General features: G+C 66.4%; 16 protein-coding genes. 9 read left to right on the forward strand and 7 right to left on the reverse strand.

All coding sequences use genetic code 11. The features are described 5' to 3' along the window. Positions 1-85: 85 nt before the first annotated feature. Complete coding sequence (locus B3547_RS02635) at positions 86-550, reverse strand: RNA polymerase sigma factor (protein WP_292959873.1); 465 nt, start codon at positions 548-550, stop codon at positions 86-88. A gap of 105 nt (positions 551-655) precedes the next feature. Here B3547_RS02635 and B3547_RS02640 point away from each other — a divergent pair, with 105 nt between their 5' ends. Beyond that, positions 656-1,909: a S8 family serine peptidase gene (locus B3547_RS02640; RefSeq protein WP_292959874.1), complete on the forward strand. Its 1,254-nt coding sequence runs from the start codon at positions 656-658 to the stop codon at positions 1,907-1,909. 115 nt (positions 1,910-2,024) lie between these two features. Continuing rightward, positions 2,025-2,714 carry a hypothetical protein gene (locus B3547_RS02645; protein WP_292959876.1) on the forward strand — a complete coding sequence of 230 codons (690 nt, stop codon included), beginning with the start codon at positions 2,025-2,027 and terminating at the stop codon, positions 2,712-2,714. Positions 2,715-2,775: 61 nt separating this feature from the next. Here B3547_RS02645 and B3547_RS02650 read toward each other — a convergent pair whose 3' ends face one another. Further along, positions 2,776-4,077, reverse strand: a complete 1,302-nt coding sequence (locus B3547_RS02650; protein WP_233497327.1) for an MFS transporter — start codon at positions 4,075-4,077, stop codon at positions 2,776-2,778. A gap of 162 nt (positions 4,078-4,239) precedes the next feature. Between B3547_RS02650 and B3547_RS02655 the strand changes: the two genes are divergently transcribed. The 4 genes from B3547_RS02655 to B3547_RS02670 all read left to right on the forward strand — a co-directional run bounded on the left by B3547_RS02655 (position 4,240) and on the right by B3547_RS02670 (position 9,916). Next, positions 4,240-6,723, forward strand: a complete 2,484-nt coding sequence (locus B3547_RS02655; protein ID WP_292959877.1) for a TonB-dependent receptor domain-containing protein — start codon at positions 4,240-4,242, stop codon at positions 6,721-6,723. A 65-nt stretch (positions 6,724-6,788) separates the two neighbouring features. Next, positions 6,789-7,910 (forward strand): glycoside hydrolase family 68 protein, encoded by a 1,122-nt coding sequence (locus tag B3547_RS02660; RefSeq protein ID WP_292959878.1) that lies wholly within the window; start codon positions 6,789-6,791, stop codon positions 7,908-7,910. Beyond that, complete coding sequence (locus tag B3547_RS02665; protein WP_292959879.1) at positions 7,907-8,800, forward strand: ROK family protein; 894 nt, start codon at positions 7,907-7,909, stop codon at positions 8,798-8,800. Before B3547_RS02660 ends, B3547_RS02665 begins: the two co-directional genes overlap by 4 nt. 84 nt (positions 8,801-8,884) lie before the next feature. Next, entirely contained in the window at positions 8,885-9,916 is a 1,032-nt protein-coding gene (locus tag B3547_RS02670) for a LacI family DNA-binding transcriptional regulator (RefSeq protein WP_292959902.1), read from the forward strand. Positions 9,917-9,918: 2 nt separating this feature from the next. On the opposite strand, the gene B3547_RS02675 is transcribed toward B3547_RS02670, so the two are convergent. Next, entirely contained in the window at positions 9,919-10,803 is an 885-nt protein-coding gene (locus B3547_RS02675; RefSeq protein WP_292959904.1) for a sigma-70 family RNA polymerase sigma factor, read from the reverse strand. Next, positions 10,787-11,233, reverse strand: coding sequence for a hypothetical protein (locus B3547_RS02680; RefSeq protein ID WP_292959906.1), 447 nt, complete (start codon positions 11,231-11,233; stop codon positions 10,787-10,789). Before B3547_RS02680 ends, B3547_RS02675 begins: the two co-directional genes overlap by 17 nt. 167 nt (positions 11,234-11,400) lie before the next feature. Here B3547_RS02680 and B3547_RS02685 point away from each other — a divergent pair, with 167 nt between their 5' ends. Then, on the forward strand, positions 11,401-11,691 hold the full coding sequence (locus B3547_RS02685) for a hypothetical protein (protein ID WP_292959908.1): 291 nt from the start codon (positions 11,401-11,403) through the stop codon (positions 11,689-11,691). 36 nt (positions 11,692-11,727) lie between these two features. Here the strand turns inward: B3547_RS02685 and B3547_RS02690 are convergent, their stop codons facing one another. Together B3547_RS02690 and B3547_RS02695 are read right to left on the reverse strand one after the other, a co-directional pair. After that, positions 11,728-12,489 (reverse strand): class I SAM-dependent methyltransferase, encoded by a 762-nt coding sequence (locus tag B3547_RS02690; RefSeq protein WP_292959910.1) that lies wholly within the window; start codon positions 12,487-12,489, stop codon positions 11,728-11,730. A gap of 90 nt (positions 12,490-12,579) precedes the next feature. Beyond that, positions 12,580-13,329, reverse strand: coding sequence for an SDR family oxidoreductase (locus tag B3547_RS02695; protein ID WP_292959912.1), 750 nt, complete (start codon positions 13,327-13,329; stop codon positions 12,580-12,582). A gap of 95 nt (positions 13,330-13,424) precedes the next feature. On the opposite strand from B3547_RS02695, the gene B3547_RS02700 reads away from it, so the two are divergent. After that, the gene (locus tag B3547_RS02700; RefSeq protein ID WP_292959914.1) at positions 13,425-14,327 is read left to right on the forward strand and encodes an AraC family transcriptional regulator; all 903 of its coding nucleotides are present in this window, start codon (positions 13,425-13,427) and stop codon (positions 14,325-14,327) included. A gap of 411 nt (positions 14,328-14,738) precedes the next feature. On the opposite strand, the gene B3547_RS02705 is transcribed toward B3547_RS02700, so the two are convergent. Beyond that, positions 14,739-15,689 (reverse strand): NAD-dependent epimerase/dehydratase family protein, encoded by a 951-nt coding sequence (locus B3547_RS02705; protein ID WP_292959916.1) that lies wholly within the window; start codon positions 15,687-15,689, stop codon positions 14,739-14,741. Between the two features lie 89 nt (positions 15,690-15,778). Between B3547_RS02705 and B3547_RS02710 the strand changes: the two genes are divergently transcribed. Next, the gene (locus tag B3547_RS02710) at positions 15,779-16,696 is read left to right on the forward strand and encodes a LysR family transcriptional regulator (RefSeq protein ID WP_292959918.1); all 918 of its coding nucleotides are present in this window, start codon (positions 15,779-15,781) and stop codon (positions 16,694-16,696) included. Positions 16,697-16,722 lie beyond the last annotated feature (26 nt).

The raw sequence follows: 16,722 nt of genomic DNA on the forward strand, positions 1-16,722 counted from the left end.
TGCGCCAGCGCCTGCTCCACGCGATCGCGCTCCGCGCCTTCGAGTTCGCCATCGGCATAGGCGGCGATCATTTCGGGGGTGATGGTCATGCCGCTTCTCCCAACAGGGCGAGCAGGGCATCGCGCCCCCGGACCAGCCGCGAATTGAGCGTGCCGACCGGGCAGCCGACGATGTCCGCCGCTTCCTTGTAGGACCAGCCTTCGACCATCACCAGCAGCACGGCCTCGCGCTGATCGTCGGGCAGGCGGGCCATCGCGCGATCGACGTCGGTCAGCATCGCGCGCGCTTCCTGCCCGCCGTCCGCGCCCACGGCCGCGCCGGCTTCCTCGTCCACGAAGGTCTGTCCGCGGCGATTGGCCGCGCGCGTCTCGTCGATCCAAAGGTTGCGCATGATCCTGTACATCCAGCTGTCCATCCGTGTCCCCGCCTGCCACTGATCGCGGCTGCGCAAGGCGCGTTCCACCGTCATCTGGCAAAGATCGTCGGCCCGCGCCGGATCGCGCGCCAGCCCGGCCGCGAACCGGCGCAACCGGGGCAGCAAGGCCAGCATTTCGGATTCGAAGCGGTCTGACAGCGTTTTTGCCTTTCCGATGGATAAAACGGACGACACCGGTCGTTTCATCCATAATGAAATCCGAAAGATCGGGAAACGCGGATGCGAAGTCGGATATGGATACTCCTGTCGGTCGCCATGGCCTCCCCGGCGCTGGCGCAGATCGGCCCCATCGGCCAGCAATTGCCCGGCGTGGCCCAGCCCGTCGAGCGCGCGCTGGGCGGGACGCTGGAATCGGTCGATCGCACGCTTGGCACGGGCGTTGATGCCACGACGCGGACGGTGCGCAGCGCCGCCGCGCTGGCGCAGGCGCGGATCGACCGGCTCGGCGATCTCGTCCGCCGCAACCCGGCCGCGATCGAGCGCGATGCCGACGGCAATCCCGCGCGCAAGGGCGAATTGCTGCTGGTTGCCCCGGATCAGGCGACGCTCGATGCCGCGCGGCAGCTCGGCTTTTCGATCCTGGCGGAAGAGCGCCTCGATATGCTTGACCTGTCCGTCACCCGCCTCTCGGTGCCACGCGGCATGACGCTCGCGCAGGCGCAAGCGCGGCTGCGCAAGGCCGCTCCCGAAGCGACCGTGGCCGCCGACACGCTGAACTTCCCGTCCGGATCGACCGCACCGGCGCGTGGGCGCGAAGACAAGGCGTCCTCGCTCCAGCTCCCCCCGGTCGCCACGCCGGTCGGCGTGATCGATGGCGCGCCGGGGCCAGCCATCCCCGTGGAAGCCGTCCGCGGCTTCGCCCCGGGCGCGCCGGCACCGGGCGATCATGGCAGCGCGGTGGTCTCGCTGTTGCGCCGCGCCGGGGTGCAGCGCGTGCTGGTGGCCGATGTCTATGGCTCCGGGCCTGCCGGCGGCAACGCGCTGGCAATCGCGCAAGGGATCGACTGGCTGATGGGGCGCGGCGTGCGGGTGATCTCGATCAGTCTGGTCGGCCCTGCCAACGGCCTGCTGGCGCGGACCATGGGCGCGGCGCAACGGCGGGGCGCGGTAATCGTCGCGGCGGTGGGCAACGATGGCCCGGCCGCGCCGCCGGCCTATCCCGCGTCCTATCCCGGCGTTCTGGCCGTCACCGGCGTCGATGGCCGCAACCGCGCGCTGATCGAGGCGGGCCGCGCCCTGCATCTCGACTATGCCGCGCCCGGAGCCGACATGCGTGCGATGAACGCCGCCGGACGGCTGGTGCCGGTGCGCGGCACGTCGTTCGCGACGCCACTGGTCGCCGCGCGGGCCGCCAATGCCATGGATGCGCGCGCCGCCCTGCCCGCCGCGCTCGACCGGGAAGCGATCGATCTGGGCGCGCGCGGGCCGGATGCCGTGTTCGGCCGAGGGCTGATTTGCACAATTTGCCGATAAATCATGTGCTTGCAAAAAATTTCGAGCGAACGTGGATTAAACCGAACGCACCATCCGTTGTCAGGGCAAGGGGATGGATCAGGGTCCATCACCACCAAACGAAAGGATGGATACCATGCGTAAGCTCATCACGATTTCGGTTCTCGCCTTTGCCGTCTCGACCATGCCGGCGCACGCCCAGTTGCTGGGTGGCGGCCTTGGCGGCGGATCGCTCGGCGGCATGGTCGGCGGCGCGCTGGGCGGTACGCTCGGCGGCGGCCTGAACGGCGACCTGCCGATCGGCTCGACCATGGACCGCGTGGGATCGGCGACGTCCGGCGCGGCCAGCGCCGCCGGCTCGACCACAGGCAGCACCCGCGTCAACCGCCACAACGGGCAGGTCCACGCCGACCGCAGCGCCAGCGGCAGCGCGACCGGCGCCGTCACCCAGAACCTTGCCGGCCCGGCTGGCGCCCTCACCGGCGCAGTTTCCGGCAGCGGGTCGGCCGGCGGGTCGGCCAACGCCGATGCCCAGCTGATCGGCACCGACCAGATCGCCTCGACCTCGCGCTCTGTTGCGGGAACAGCGCGCAACACCGCAAGCGCGACCGCCGGCAAGGCCCGCACGACGGCCCAAGGCGCGGCGATGACCGCGCGTGATACCGCAGCGAGCACGGCCACGCGAACCCGCGAGGTGGCCGGCAAGGCGGCCCAGCGTGCCAACGGCACCGCAAGCGCCGTCGCCGAAAAGGCCGCCAGCACGTCCGTGACCGGCGCGGTGAACGGTTCGGTCAGCGGCAACGGTTCAGCGACCGCCGGCAACTGACCCACCGGGGGGAATCGCTAAGGGCCTGGCCACTCCTAACGGGGCGGCCAGGCCCTTTCGTTCAGGGCTGGCGCACGGTGCGGACCCGCAAGGTAGCGACCGCCGCGAGCAGCAGCATCAGCCCGGCCAGCGACAGCACGTTGCGCGGATCGGAGCCCAGCACAGGGCCGTAGAGCAGCGGCATCGTCACCGTCTGAATCAGCATCGGCACGACGATGAACATGTTGAAGATGCCCATGTAGATGCCCGTCCGTTCCGCCGGGATGCTGTTGGCCAGCAAGACATAGGGGCTGCCCATCAGGCTGGCCCAGGCGATGCCGATGCCGATCATGGGAAGATAGCTCCAGGCCTCGTTGCCCATGTGCGGCAAGGCCAGCATGGCCACACCGCCCAGCGCGATGCTGACCGCGTGCACCGGCTTCACGCCCAGACGCCGGATCAGCGGCACCAGCGCGAAGGCGGCGAGAAAGGCGAGGAAGTTGTAGAACCCGCCCAGACGTCCGTTGACGAGCGTTGCATCGCGCAGCGCCGCCGCCGAATCCGAACCGTGGAGCGACCGCGCCAGCGACAGCGTGACGTACTGCCAGTAGCAGAACATGCCATACCACTGGAACAGCATGGCCACGCCGAATTGCCGCATCGGCGCCGGCATTTCGCGCACCGCATCGACGAAATCGCGCCAGGCGGTTCCCGCCGACAACGGCTGAGAGCGCAGCGCCGCCGCCTCCTCTTCCGGCAAGGGCAGCTCCGGCACGCGCCAGACCGACCACACGATCGTCGACAGCGAGAGCACCGCGCCGATAATGAAGGCCACGCGCGTCACCTGCGGAATGCCGTTCGCGTCGACCGCGTCCGCGCTCATCCCGGCCCACACGAACAGCGACGGCGCCAGATAGGACAGCGTCTGGGCAAGCCCGGTGAACGCGCTCTGCGTCAGGAAGCCCAGTGGCCGTTCGGCCGTGTCCAGCCGGTCGCTGACATAGGCACGATAAGGCTCCATCGTGATATTGTTGGCGGCATCGAGCACCCACAGCAGCGACGCGGCGACCCACAAGGCGGGGCTGAACGGCATGGCCAGCAGGGCCAGGCTGCACAGCACGGCCCCGATCAGGAAGTAGGGCGTGCGGCGGCCGATTCGCGTGGACGTGCGATCGCTGAGCGCGCCGATCAGGGGCTGGACGAGCAGACCCGTCATCGGCCCGGCCAACCACAGCACGGGCATGATCGTCGCGTCCGCGCCCAGATAAGTGTAGATCGGCGCCATGTTGCTCTGCTGCAGTCCGAAACTGAACTGCAGGCCGAGAAAACCCAGATTCATCTGCACGATGCCAGGAAAACCAAGGCGTGGCCGGGTGCCCTTCATATTCCCTCTCCTAACCGGGTTTGGCGCTGTTTGCTTGCATCGCTTGCCCTGCAACCTGAGTAGCAAAAATGCAAAGGTTTGCAAATTATTCTTGCAAACGTTTGCAATCGGTCGTAGCGAACCCTTGCAGATGTCGAGTCACTCGACCGTGTCAGGAGAGGAATGATGAAGGTTCGTCCGCTTAACGCCGTGCGCATGTCCGCCGCCAGCCTGCTGGCAGCCAGTTCGATGTTTGCGCTCGGCGTCACCCCGGCCCTTGCGCAGGACGCTTCGGCGCAGGCCGATTCCCCCAACGATGCCGAGATCATCGTGACCGCGGTGGCACGCGGGCAGAACCGGCTGGATTCCTCGGTTTCCGTCAGCTCGCTCAATGCCGAACAGCTGCAGCAGACCACGCCGCGTTCGGTCGCCGAACTGTTCCGCAACATTCCCGGCATCCGGTCGGAAAGCTCGGGCGGCGAAGGCAACGCCAACATCGCGGTGCGCGGCCTGCCGGTCGCCTCGGGTGGCGCCAAGTTCCTGCAGCTGCAGGAAGACGGGCTGCCGATCCTGGAATTCGGCGACATCACGTTCGGCAATGCCGACATCTTCCTGCGTTCGGACTTCAACATCGCGCGCGTCGAAGCGGTGCGCGGCGGTTCGGCTTCGACCTTCGCCTCGAACTCTCCGGGCGGCGTCATCAACCTAATCTCCAAGACCGGGGAACAGGAAGGCGGCGCGGTGCAGGCGACGGTCGGCCTCGATTATGGCGAATACCGCGTCGATGCCGATTACGGCGGCAAGATCAGCGACAGCCTGCGCTTCCACGTCGGCGGCTTCTACCGCCAGGGCGAAGGACCGCGCCGCGCCGGCTATGACGGCAACCGCGGCGGCCAGATCAAGTTCAACGTAACCAAGGATTTCGCCGGCGGCTACGTGCGGCTCTACGGCAAGTACCTGAACGACCGGGCCATCGGCTATCTGCCCAATCCGGTACGCGTGACCGGCACCAACGCCAACCCGGTCTATAACAACCTGCCCGGCTTCAGCATCAACGAGGATACGCTGCATTCGCGCTATTTCACGCGCAACGTCACGCTGGACGGCAACAACAACCTGGTGGCCGACGACATCCGCGATGGCCAGCATCCGGTGGTCAAGGCCGTGGGCCTCGAAAGCAAGTTCGACGTCGGCGGCGGCTGGTCGGTGATGGAACGCTTCCGCTATTCGGCGATCTCGGGCCGGTTCATCTCCAACTTCCCCTCGTCGGTCGACACGTCGGGCGCGGTGGCCACCAGCCTGGGCGGCGCGGGTGCCTCGGCGGTCTATTTCAACGGCCCCAACGCCGGGCAGGCAGTGGCTGCGAACACCTATCTCGCCAACATCGTCGTGTTCGACACCAAGCTGAACAGCCTGGACAACATCACCAACGATTTCCGCCTGACCAAGGACTTTGACCTGGGCGGCGGCAAGCTGACGGTGACCGGCGGCTTCTACAAGTCGCGCCAGACGATCGATACCGACTGGCTGTGGACCTCGGCCGTGATGGAAGTGAAGGGCGGCGGCAACGCGGCGCTGGTCAATATCGTCAACGGATCGGGCCAGCTCGTCACGCAGGACGGCTTCTACGGCTATGGCGCGCGCTTCTTCGGCAATTGCTGCCGCCGCAGCTATCGCCTGAGCTACGACACCAATGCGCCGTTTGCCGCGTTCACTTGGAACAAGGACGCGCTGACCCTGGACGCCAGCGTCCGCTACGACATCGGGCAGGCGCGCGGCTTTGTCGCCGGCGCGGATCTGGGCGGCGGCCGCAACGGCATCACCAGCTTCGACATCAACGGCAACGGCGTGATCTCCGGCCCTGAAACGCAAGTCGCGGTGGTCCCGCTGGGCAGCCCGGCTCCGGTGCATTACAACTACAACTACGCCTCCTACTCGCTCGGCGTGAACTATCGCGTGCGTGACGATCTGGCGCTGTTCGCCCGGTACAGCCGCGGCGGCCGCGCCAATGCCGATCGCCTGACGTTCGGCCCGGCGATCCGCAACACCGATGGCAGCCTGGTCAATTCCAGCGCCGCCGTCGATTTCGTGCGGCAGGCCGAAGGTGGCGTGAAGTACCGCTCGGGCGGGGTCGCGCTCTACGTGACCGGGTTCTACGCCACCACCGAGGAACAGAACTTCGAGGCGACCACGCAGCGCTTCCTCGATCGCAAGTACCGTTCCTATGGCGTGGAACTGGAAGGCAGCATCCGCAAGGGGCCGTTCCAGCTCAACGCGGGCGGCACCTGGACTCACGCTCGGATCACCTCCGATGCGCTCGATGCCACGGTCGTCGGCAACACGCCGCGCCGGCAGGCCAGCTTCGTGTACCAGATCAGCCCGGAAGTGAACCTCGACAAGGTATCGTTCGGCGCCAACGTCGTGGGTACCACCAGCAGCTACACGCAGGACAGCAACCAGCTGAAGCTGCCGGCCTACACCACGGTCAACGCCTTCCTGCAGGTGCGTCCGATCGAGCGCCTGCAACTCTCGGTGAACGCCAACAACCTGTTCAACGCAAAGGGCTTCACCGAAGCGGAAGATGGCGCGATCCCGGCCAACGGCATCGTGCGGGCGCGTTCGATCAACGGGCGCACGATCTCGGCCTCGGCACGCATCTCGTTCTGATCTCCCTGCCTCGGGCCGGCCTGATGCGCCGGCCCGATTTTTCTTCTCTCGATCGGACCAGACCGATGCCCTGTTTCCGCTGGCTGCCCGAACACGTCGCGGGAATCGCCGCCCATCCCCAGCCTCAGGCGCGCCCTTTCACCCGCGCCGAAGCGCCCCGCATAGCCGCCGGCATGGACCTGTGGGACCATTGGCCGGTGCTGGAAGCCAACGGCGATGTCGCCGCGATCGCGGGCGGGGCACTGGTGATCTTTCTTGCCGCACCCGTCCTTGCCGATCCCGAAGATCGCCATGCACAGGCACGGCTGTGGCTGTTCCACCGCACCCCGGCAGGCTGGCGCGATCTTGGTCCCGTGTTCGCCGACGGATTTTCCCCCGGCAGCCGCGAATGGTCCGGCACGGCGATCGTCGATCGGGCGCACAGCCACGTCACGCTGCATTTCACCGCCGCCGGCGTGCGCGGCGAACCGGCGATCACGTTCCGCCAGCGCCTGTTCGCGACCCGCGCCGCGCTGACGGTCACGGATGGCGTGCCCGCACTGTCCGGCTGGACTACCCCTGTCGAAACGCTGCGCCCCGATGGCGTGGACTACATGATCGATCTGGAAGGAACCGGCGCGGTCGGCGCGATCAAGGCTTTCCGCGATCCGTTCGTGTTCGAAGATCCCGCGTCGGGGCAGACCCGCCTGCTTTTCGCCGGTTCCCGCATGGGATCGAATTCGGACTGGAACGGCGTGGTGGGCGCGGGTACGTTGCAGGAAGACGGCACGTGGCGGCTGGACCCGCCGCTGGTCAGCGCCGATGGACTAAACAACGAGCTGGAACGGCCCCACGCGATCATGCACCAAGGTCTGGTCTATCTGTTCTGGTCCACCCAGCGCAAGGTCTTCGCCGCCGGCGGGCCTTCCGGTCCCACCGGTCTCTATGGGCTGGTGGCGCCGGGCATCGACGGCCCATGGACGCCGATCAACGGCACGGGACTGGTCTTCGGCAATCCCGATTCCGCTCCGTTCCAGGCCTATAGCTGGCAGGTGCTGCCCGATCTTTCGGTGTGGAGCTTTGCCGATCTCGTCGGTCTTGCCGAGCTGCCGCCGTCGACCGAGGCGGCCCGGGCAGCCTTTGGCGGCACCGCCGCGCCCGTGGTCAGGCTGGCGCTGGACGGCGACCGCGCGAGCCTTGCCGCATGACCGATGCACCACTCCTCGCCGGGGTCGAGCTGGGCGGCACCAAGTGCATCGCCGTGGTCGCGCGCGGGACCGAGATTCTGCGCGAACACCGCCTGCCGACGACCGATCCCGCAACCACGCTGACGGGGCTGTCCGAAGCGCTTGCGGAATGGCAGGCCGAGCTGCCGTTCACGGCGCTGGGCATTGGTACGTTCGGCCCGGCCCGCGTCTCCCCTGACGCGCCGGACTATGGCCAGATACTTCCCACGCCCAAGCCCGGATGGACCGGCGCGCGGGTGCTGGACCACTTCGCCGATCGCTTCGCCGTACCCATGGCATTCGATACCGATGTCGGCGCGGCGGCCCTCGCGGAAGGACGCTGGGGACGCGCGCACGGGTGTTCGACCCATGCCTATGTCACGGTCGGCACCGGCATCGGCATCGGCATCGTGGCCAATGGGCAGGTGTTGCACGGCGCCTTGCACCCCGAGGCCGGGCACCTGCGTGTGCGCCGCCGCCGCGACGATGCTTTCGCCGGGGTCTGCCCGTTCCACGGCGATTGCCTGGAAGGGCTGGCCTCCGGCCCCGCCATCGCTGCGCGCATCGGTGGCGATGCCACGAATATCGCCGATGACCATCCGGTCTGGTCCGATGTCGGCGCGGAGCTGGGCGAACTGATGGCCACGCTTATACTGACCGTATCGCCCGAATGCATCGTGATAGGCGGTGGCGTGGGCGGCGGACGCCCGACACTGCTTGACCGCATTCGCGATGCCACGGCCGGGGCGCTCGCCGGCTATGTTCCCGGCGCCGATCGCGCGGCGCTGGAAACGCTGATCGGCCCGCCGGGACTGGCGGCGCGCGCCGGCCCCATGGGCGCGCTGGCCCTCGCGCTCTCGACACTCGATTGACACGCTGACGCGGCTCCCGCAAACGTTCGCACAAATGTCGGCCAGGTCGCGCACGATCGTCCGGGCAAGCGTGCGGAGCAAGTGATGGACCGGGACAACGAGAGCGAGGAGCCACCGGCCCGCGTCCGCAATATCGTGGAACTGGCGCGGATCGCCGGCGTTTCGGCGAGCACCGTCTCGCGCGCGCTCGCTGGCAACCCGCTGATCAAGGCGAACACGCGCGAACGGATACAGGCGCTGGCGGAAAAGCACGGCTTTCGGCTGAACCAGATGGCCAGCAAGCTGCGCACGCGGGAAACCCGCGCGATCGGCGTGGTCGTGCCGCTGGGGCACGAACGGCGACAGCACATTTCCGATCCGTTCTTCATGACCATGCTGGGCCATCTGGCCGATGGCCTGACCGAATCCGGATACGACCTGATGCTGTCGCGCGTGCTGCCCGATACGCCGGGCTGGCTTGATGACATCGTTGACTCCGGATTGCTCGACGGCGTGCTGATCATCGGGCAATCGGATCAGCTCGATGCGATCGAACAGGTCGCGCAGCGCTATCGTCCTCTGGTGGTCTGGGGCCAGCAGACTCCGGGCTACCAGCAATGCACGATAGGGTCGGACAATCACGCGGGTGGCAAACTGGCCGCCCGGCGCCTGATCGCCAACGGGCGCACACGACTGGCCTTCCTGGGTGACATTCGCCCGCCCGAGATCGCCGCGCGCTTCGCCGGCGCCAACGCCGCGGTGCAGGAAGCCGGCCTGCCCGCGCTGGAAGCGCTGCCGGTACACTTGAGCGGCGAACAGGCGCAGGAAGATATTGCCACCCGGATCCGCAGGATCGGACGCACGCTGGACGGGATCGTCTGCGCGTCCGACGTGATCGCGATGACCGCGCTGCGCGCGCTAGCGGACGAGGGCCTCGCCGTCCCGCAGGACATTGCCGTTACCGGCTTCGACGATCTGCCGATCGCGGCGCAGACGGTTCCCCGGCTGACATCGGTGCGGCAGGACATCGCCCGGGGCGCGGGCATGATGATCGGGGCACTCGCCGCCCGGCTGCGGGGCGAAGACAGCCCGTCGGTCCGGATGACGCCCGAACTGGTCGTGCGCGACAGCGCGTAGCGTTAGCCGCTTCTTGTATCGAAAGCTGCCGCAAGATGGCGCAGCTTGTCCGGATTGCGAACGATGTAGATCGCCGCGATCCGCCCATCGCGCACGTCGAGCGCGGTCGTCTGCAGCACGTCGCCTCGATCGACACTGACATACCCCGGCAGGCCATCGATCGTGGCGGTGCGCAGGAGCGTCGGCATCGACGCATTTTTGCGCTTGAGCCCGGCAAACAAGCGCAGTGCCCGATCAATCCCCCGCACGACATTGCGGAAGGCAATCACCTTGCCGCCGCCATCCGAATAAATCGCGACGTCGCGCGCGAGCAGCGCCGACAACGCGTCCGCGTCGCCCTCGCGCGAAGCGGTAAAGAAGGCCCGAGCGATCCGGTCAGCCTCGCTCGCGTCCACCGTGAAACGCGGGCGCGCATCCCGCACGTGTTTGCGCGCCCGCGAGGCAAGCTGGCGGACCGCGGCCGGCTCGCGCCCCAATGTCGTGGCGATATCGGTCAGCGCCACGCCAAACACGTCGTGAAGCAGGAAGGCGGCGCGTTCCAGCGGGGACAGGCGCTCCATCGCCAGCATCAGGGTCAGCGTCAGGTCATCGGCGATCGTCTCTTCAGGCTCGGTGGTTTCCATCAGCGGTTCGGGCAGCCAGGCTCCGATATAGGTTTCCCGGCGAACACGGGCGGACTTGAGCTGATCGAGGCAAAGGCGGGTGACGATGCGGGTCAGATAGGCAGCCGGAGCATCGACGCTTTCCACTTTTGACGCCCACCGAAGCCATGCCTCCTGAACGATATCCTCCGCTTCGCTGACGGAGCCGAGCATACGGTATCCCAAGCGCAACAACCGTGGCCTTTGAGCCTCGAAATCAGCGGCATATTCATCCCTGCTCGGCACGCGCGTCCTCCACCGAGTGCGGTCGGCACCTCTCCCGTGCGGTATCGCGCCATGCCCACAGCGCAAGCGCGGTCGTCAGCATAGCCGGCAACGTCACCGCGGGAAAATCCCGGGCGAGTGCGCCGGTGCCGCAGATGCCAACCGCCACTTCCCAAAAGTGGAACAGGGCATGGCCCGCCAGCCAGAACGCGGCGGCGGACCAGAGCGGAAGACGCGCCGCCGGCCGCGCGACGCCTGCAAGCATCGCTATCGCGACCAACAGGAAAATCAGCCCGATGTCGCGCACGAAATGCTGGTTGAACGGGCCGGTGGTGGTGACACCGGGCACCGCGAAGTACCATCGGGCGGGCGAGAGCAGCATGAAAAGACCGTTGACGGCGGCTCCGATGCCGAGCGCCGCGGCCAGCGCGAGCGGCAAGCCCCGGCTCATGCCCTCCACTCCACCGATTGAGCCGCGCGCCGATGGCCCTGCGCTTGCGGAAGGATGACGAGAGGCTGACCGATCCGTCGCGCGCCGCCGACGATAACAGACTTCATGTTCGTGTCTCCCGTGCGCAATGCTTGTTTGCCTGACGAGATGGCCGCGGCCGGTGTGACATGGGCGATGGCGAAATGAAAAAATATGCGCCGCTGATGCTCGATATCGTGATCCCGCCCGGCTTCCAGAGCAAGGATAGTGACTGGTCTGCCGATGACGTCCGTGCCGAAATGGGCCTTCGCATGGCCAGGGAGGTCGCGGCGATGCCTCTCCGGATATTCAGGCGGTGCCGCCCGCGGCGTCCTTCGCTGCACTGGCCGGACGTCAAGGCGTTACCGTCTTGGCTCTGCGATTGGGCAACTGGTGGCGGCAAAAGCTTCTACCAGGATCGACCGGAGCGTGCCTTTTAGGGGGCCATGGAAGGAATCCGGGAAACAGGCGTCGGATCAAATCCGGCGATAGGCATACATGCTGGTCTCGTATGGAAAGGCGACCACTTTGCCGTCGGCCAACTCAGGCGTCCGCGCGATCAGCCGGCGCACTTCGCGTTCCACCTTGGAGCGCTCCCCACTCGGCAGCGCCGCAATGAAGCTTACTGACAGCGTGCGCTTGAGCACGACGTCTTCCGCCGTGCCGACATGGCTGTTGCGGACATGGCGTTCGCCGATGGGCGCCAGGCCGGGCGCCGGAAAGGCGTGGCGCCATGTCCCGGTCCTGTAGCGCGGCGTGTCGCCTTCGCGGCGATTGGTGATCTCCGAAAGAGCGGCCACCCAGGGCACATCCTCGTCGCGTCCGTTCCAGATCAGGCCCAGTACGCCGCCCGGAACAAGCACGCGGCGCATTTCCGCAACCGCAGCAGGCGTTGCGAACCAGTGAAAGGCCTGCGCGCAGACCACCGCGTGTACCGAAGCGTCGGGCAACGGGATGGCGTCTGCCAACCCCGCCAGTGTCAAAACGTCAGGATGGGTCCGGACCAGTTGCTCCCGCATCTCGGGAATGGGTTCGAGCGCGATGATCCTGCAACCCGTCTGTTGCAGGATCGGGATGAACTTGCCGGTACCCGCGCCGACCTCCAGCGCCTTGCGACCGGGGCCGAGATCCAGCACTTCGCGCAACCACGTCACCGCCTCGGGTGGATAGCCGGGGCGCCCGGCCACATAAGCCATGGCGCCGCTATGATAGCCCTTCGACTTGTCGTGGATCGGCATGGCCCAATGTCTCGTTCTTCGTCGCGCTGGCGGGTGTATCGCGGAACCCTGAGGATAGCGCGGCAGTGCCGGAGACGCCATCGATCGCGATCAACGCGCTCCGGCCAGCGCGACGGCGTCCGCTCCCGCCGGGAAGTGCAGTTGCCCGCCGGTATCATGCACGGCGCGCCACACGCCTTCGGCGACATCGCTTTCCCTGGTTGTCAGGGCAGGAGTGCCGAAGGCCTCCATGATCGGCTTTGCGAAGCCGGCATAGGCGTCCGGAATCAGCTGATCGACCGGCATGACGGCGTTGGACGCAAACCGCGTGGTGGGCGCATAGCCAGGTTCCACCAGTTTCGCGCGGATGTTGAAGTAAGCCAGTTCATGCGCCAGCGACCCGGTGAACCCCTCGATCGCCTGCTTGCTGGCGGTATAGGCGGCAGCAAGCGGGAAGGCGCCGAGCGTGACGCTGGAGGTGACGTTGACGATCGTGCCAGCGCGCCGCGCGCGCATCTGGGGAATGACTGCCTGGCACATCGCCATCACGCCGATTGTGTTGGTATCGAAGAGCTGGCGCACAAGCGCCATGGGCGTCGCTTCGAAGGCGCCAACCGCACCGATGCCCGCATTGTTCACCAACACGTCGATTTGCCCTGCGGCCTCGATCAACGATGCGATGCTGGCGGCGTTCGTCACGTCGAGCGGCAGTACGCGCAACTGGCGCGTATCGCCATCGAACGCCGCAGCCTCGGGGCGGCGCATCGTCGCGATGACATGCCAGCCCTGCTCCAGAAAGTGTTCTGCGATTGCCTTGCCATAGCCTGACGAAGTGCCGGTGATGAGGATCGTCCTGGTCATGTGCCTGTCTCCTGCGGTGGCGCTGGCAAGGACATAGACGGAGGCGACGATACGATATATAATCATAGCACCAATAATCATTATTGATCGTCTAAATGGACCCCTTGAGCGACATGATCACCCTGCTTCGACCCAGAGCGGCCGTTTCAAAGCCGATCTCCGGCCGGGGCTCTTGGGGCGTTCGTTATGAGGCCCACGACGCACCCGGCTTCACCATCGTTCTTGCCGGGCAGGCCTGGCTGAGCTTTGTCGGGGAGCAACCTCTCCGTCTCGCGCAGGGCGATTTTCTCCTGCTGCCGTCGACGCCGGCCTTTTCGCTAAGCAGCGAGCCGGGGGTGCGATGCGATCCTGTTGCGCCGCGCGCCGAGGCGGTCCGGCACGGCGAGCAGGACGGCGAACCGGATTTCATCGCTCTGGGCGGCAGCTTCGCGTTCGAGCGGGTCAATGCACCGCTGCTTCTCTCCTTGTTGCCGGAGCGTATCCATATTCCCGCCGCTGACGGGAAGGCGACGCGTTTCGGTCGGCTGATCGCTATGCTCGCCGAGGAATGCGCCAGTGATGATCCCGGCAAGGACCTGATGCTCCGGCGGATGTTGGACGCGCTGCTCATCGAGGCGCTGCGGTCGCACGATGTAGGGGAGGATGGCGTCGTTGCGGGCCTGCTGAACGGCCTGCGCGACCCGGCGCTCGCCCGCGCGCTTCAGGCGATCCATGCAGACGTCCGGGCGGGCTGGACCGTTGCCGGTCTCGCCGTCGTCGCCGGCATGTCACGCTCGGCCTTCTCGGCCCGGTTCGGAGTGATCATGGGCTGCGCACCGATCGAATATCTGGCGCGTTGGCGCATGGCGATCGCGAAGGAGGCACTCGCACAGGGTACCAAATCGCTCGATCGGATCGCCGACGAGATCGGGTATGAATCGGCAAGCGCATTCAGCACGGCATTTCGCAAGCGGCTGGGCTGCCCACCCGGCAGATTTGCGCGTGAGGCAGCCCTTTAGGTGACAACGCGCTGCTGGTCCGTTGCGAACTGCCTTGCAGCACTCCGCCCTGGTCTCTTCGGAAAGCTGAGCCGAGGGAGATCGATTTACGGGTCACATACGACCCACGCTGCCGCCGCCCCCTATTTCAGCTTGGTGCGCCATGCGCTGGGTGATGCGGTCGAAGGCGACCACTTCTTCGACATCGTTGCCTCCGATATCGCCTGGGAGGTGCTTTATGACTTTCCCGGGTGGCCGCACTGACATCGTGGCGCGAGGCACTGATGAACGCTTTTCACGGCTATGTGCAGCATATCGCGCTGTCCTCCACGAGCGACTTGGTCGTCCACCGCGCCGACGACGGGCCGATCGGGCGATGTGAAGGTCGGCTTTGAAGGCGGCGGGCGACGCTGTAAGTTTGATGAAGTCACGTCACGGCAGGCATCCCATGTCACCAAGTGTGGTTCTTACCGCAAGGGCGAGCGGCGTATGCGGCTCGGCGCCGAGCGTGGCGACCAGACGGGCATTGTTAAGGCGGATCGGCCGCTGCCAGAGATAACGCATCTCCATCAGTTCGCGCGGGGTCACTGCAAAGAGGCCGGCAATGCGTAGCAACCACCAGGGGAAAGGGGCAACGCGTGCATTAGGCTCGCCCAGTGCCTGTATGATCGCTTCGATCATCGCGGTGCCGGTGGCGTCCCAATGGCCATCCATGTGGAAGGTTTCGAAGCCTTGTGCTCTGTCGCGCTCAACCAGGCGCACCATGGTTTCGGCAACATCGGGCAGATAAGCCCATTGATGGCCCACTCCGGGCTCGCCGGGACTACGGATGACGCCGGGCCGCGCGCCCGGCTTGATCAGCCCCTGGGCGAACCAGCTGTTGGCAGCACCAGGGCCGAAGAAGTCACCCGCCCGCACGATTAGCGCGCGAATGTCTCCCGCCTCGGCGGCGCTGCGAAGCTTGTGCTCCATTTCCACCCGGATCGCCCCCTTGCGAGTCACAGGATGTTGGGGCGCAGCTTCGTCGATCAGCGGAAAGCTGTCGGGGCCGTAATTGTAGACGGTGCCGGGCAGCAGCACCCGCGCTCGTTGCGCGCGAGCCGCAGCGATGCTGTTGTCCAGCATTGGCAGGACCAGCTTGTCCCAATCGCGATAGCCTGGCGGGTTAACCGCGTGGACGATCAGTTTTGCGCCCGTCGCCGCTGCCGCTACTGTGGCGCTATCCATGGCATCCCCCGTCACCGGTATCACGTGACCTGGCAACCGCGCGAGGCTCTGCGCCCGGACGAGTGCGCGAACGCTCCATCCCCCCTCTGCCAGTCGCCGCGCGACCGCTCCGCCAATTCCTCCTGTCGCACCCAGCACCAGAGCAATCCGTTCCATGTCAGCCTCCTTGTACGAGGCCTTCCTCATCGCCGGAACAAGCATGCTACGAAATTGACGGAATACGGCGATCAGCTATACGAAAATCAATGAACACTGAACCAAGCTGGGATTTATATCGCACCTTCGCTGCTGTGCTGCGGGAAGGATCCCTGTCAGCCGCCGCGCGCGTTCTTGGCCTGACGCAACCCAGTGTCGCCCGCCATATCGAGGCGCTTGAGCAGGCCGTGGGCGGTACGCTGTTTTTGCGCTCGCAACGGGGACTCTCGCCCACAGACCGTGCGCTGGCGTTGAAACCATATGCTGAAGATATGATCGCCACCTCGGCCGCCTTGTTGCGCACAGCCTCCGCCAACCGGGGAGAGATCGCGGGAACCGTGCGCATCACAGCCAGCGAGGTGGTTGCAACGGAACATCTGCCGCCCGTGCTTGCGTCGTTACGCCGCCGCCACCCCCGGTTGTCCATCGAACTGATGGCGAGCGATGCGATCGACGACCTGCTGCAACGCCGGGCCGACATCGCCATCCGCATGGTCGAACCGACCCAGCAAGCGCTGGTCGCGCGCAAGCTGGGCGTGCTGCAACTGGGCCTGTACGCCCATCGCGATTATCTCGACCTGCGGGGCATTCCAGGATCGATCGCTGACCTCATCGACCACGATCTGATTGGCGCAGACAGCAGCGGAAACTTGTCACGCGCGGTGCTCGGCGCGCTGCCCGGCCTCGATCATGCGAATTTCGCGTTGCGAGTAGACAACACTGTCGTCCAACTTGCCGCGATCCGTGCCGGCTTCGGCATCGGCATTTGCCAGGTGGCGATTGCCGCGCGCGACGCCATGCTCGAGCGCATCCTGCCTGATGGTTTCGCCTTCGACTTACCGCTCTGGATCGTCATGCACGAGGGCCTCCGGAGCAACGAGCGATATCGCGCGGTCTTTGACGCTCTGGTGGAAGGGCTGGGGCATGGCGTATCCATGCCCACGGGCTCCTCACCGGGTGCTCGTTGATGATCATGAACCTGCGGCGGCTTTCG

Origin of the sequence: Novosphingobium sp. UBA1939 (assembly GCF_002336885.1) — a bacterium.
GTDB lineage: Bacteria > Pseudomonadota > Alphaproteobacteria > Sphingomonadales > Sphingomonadaceae > Novosphingobium.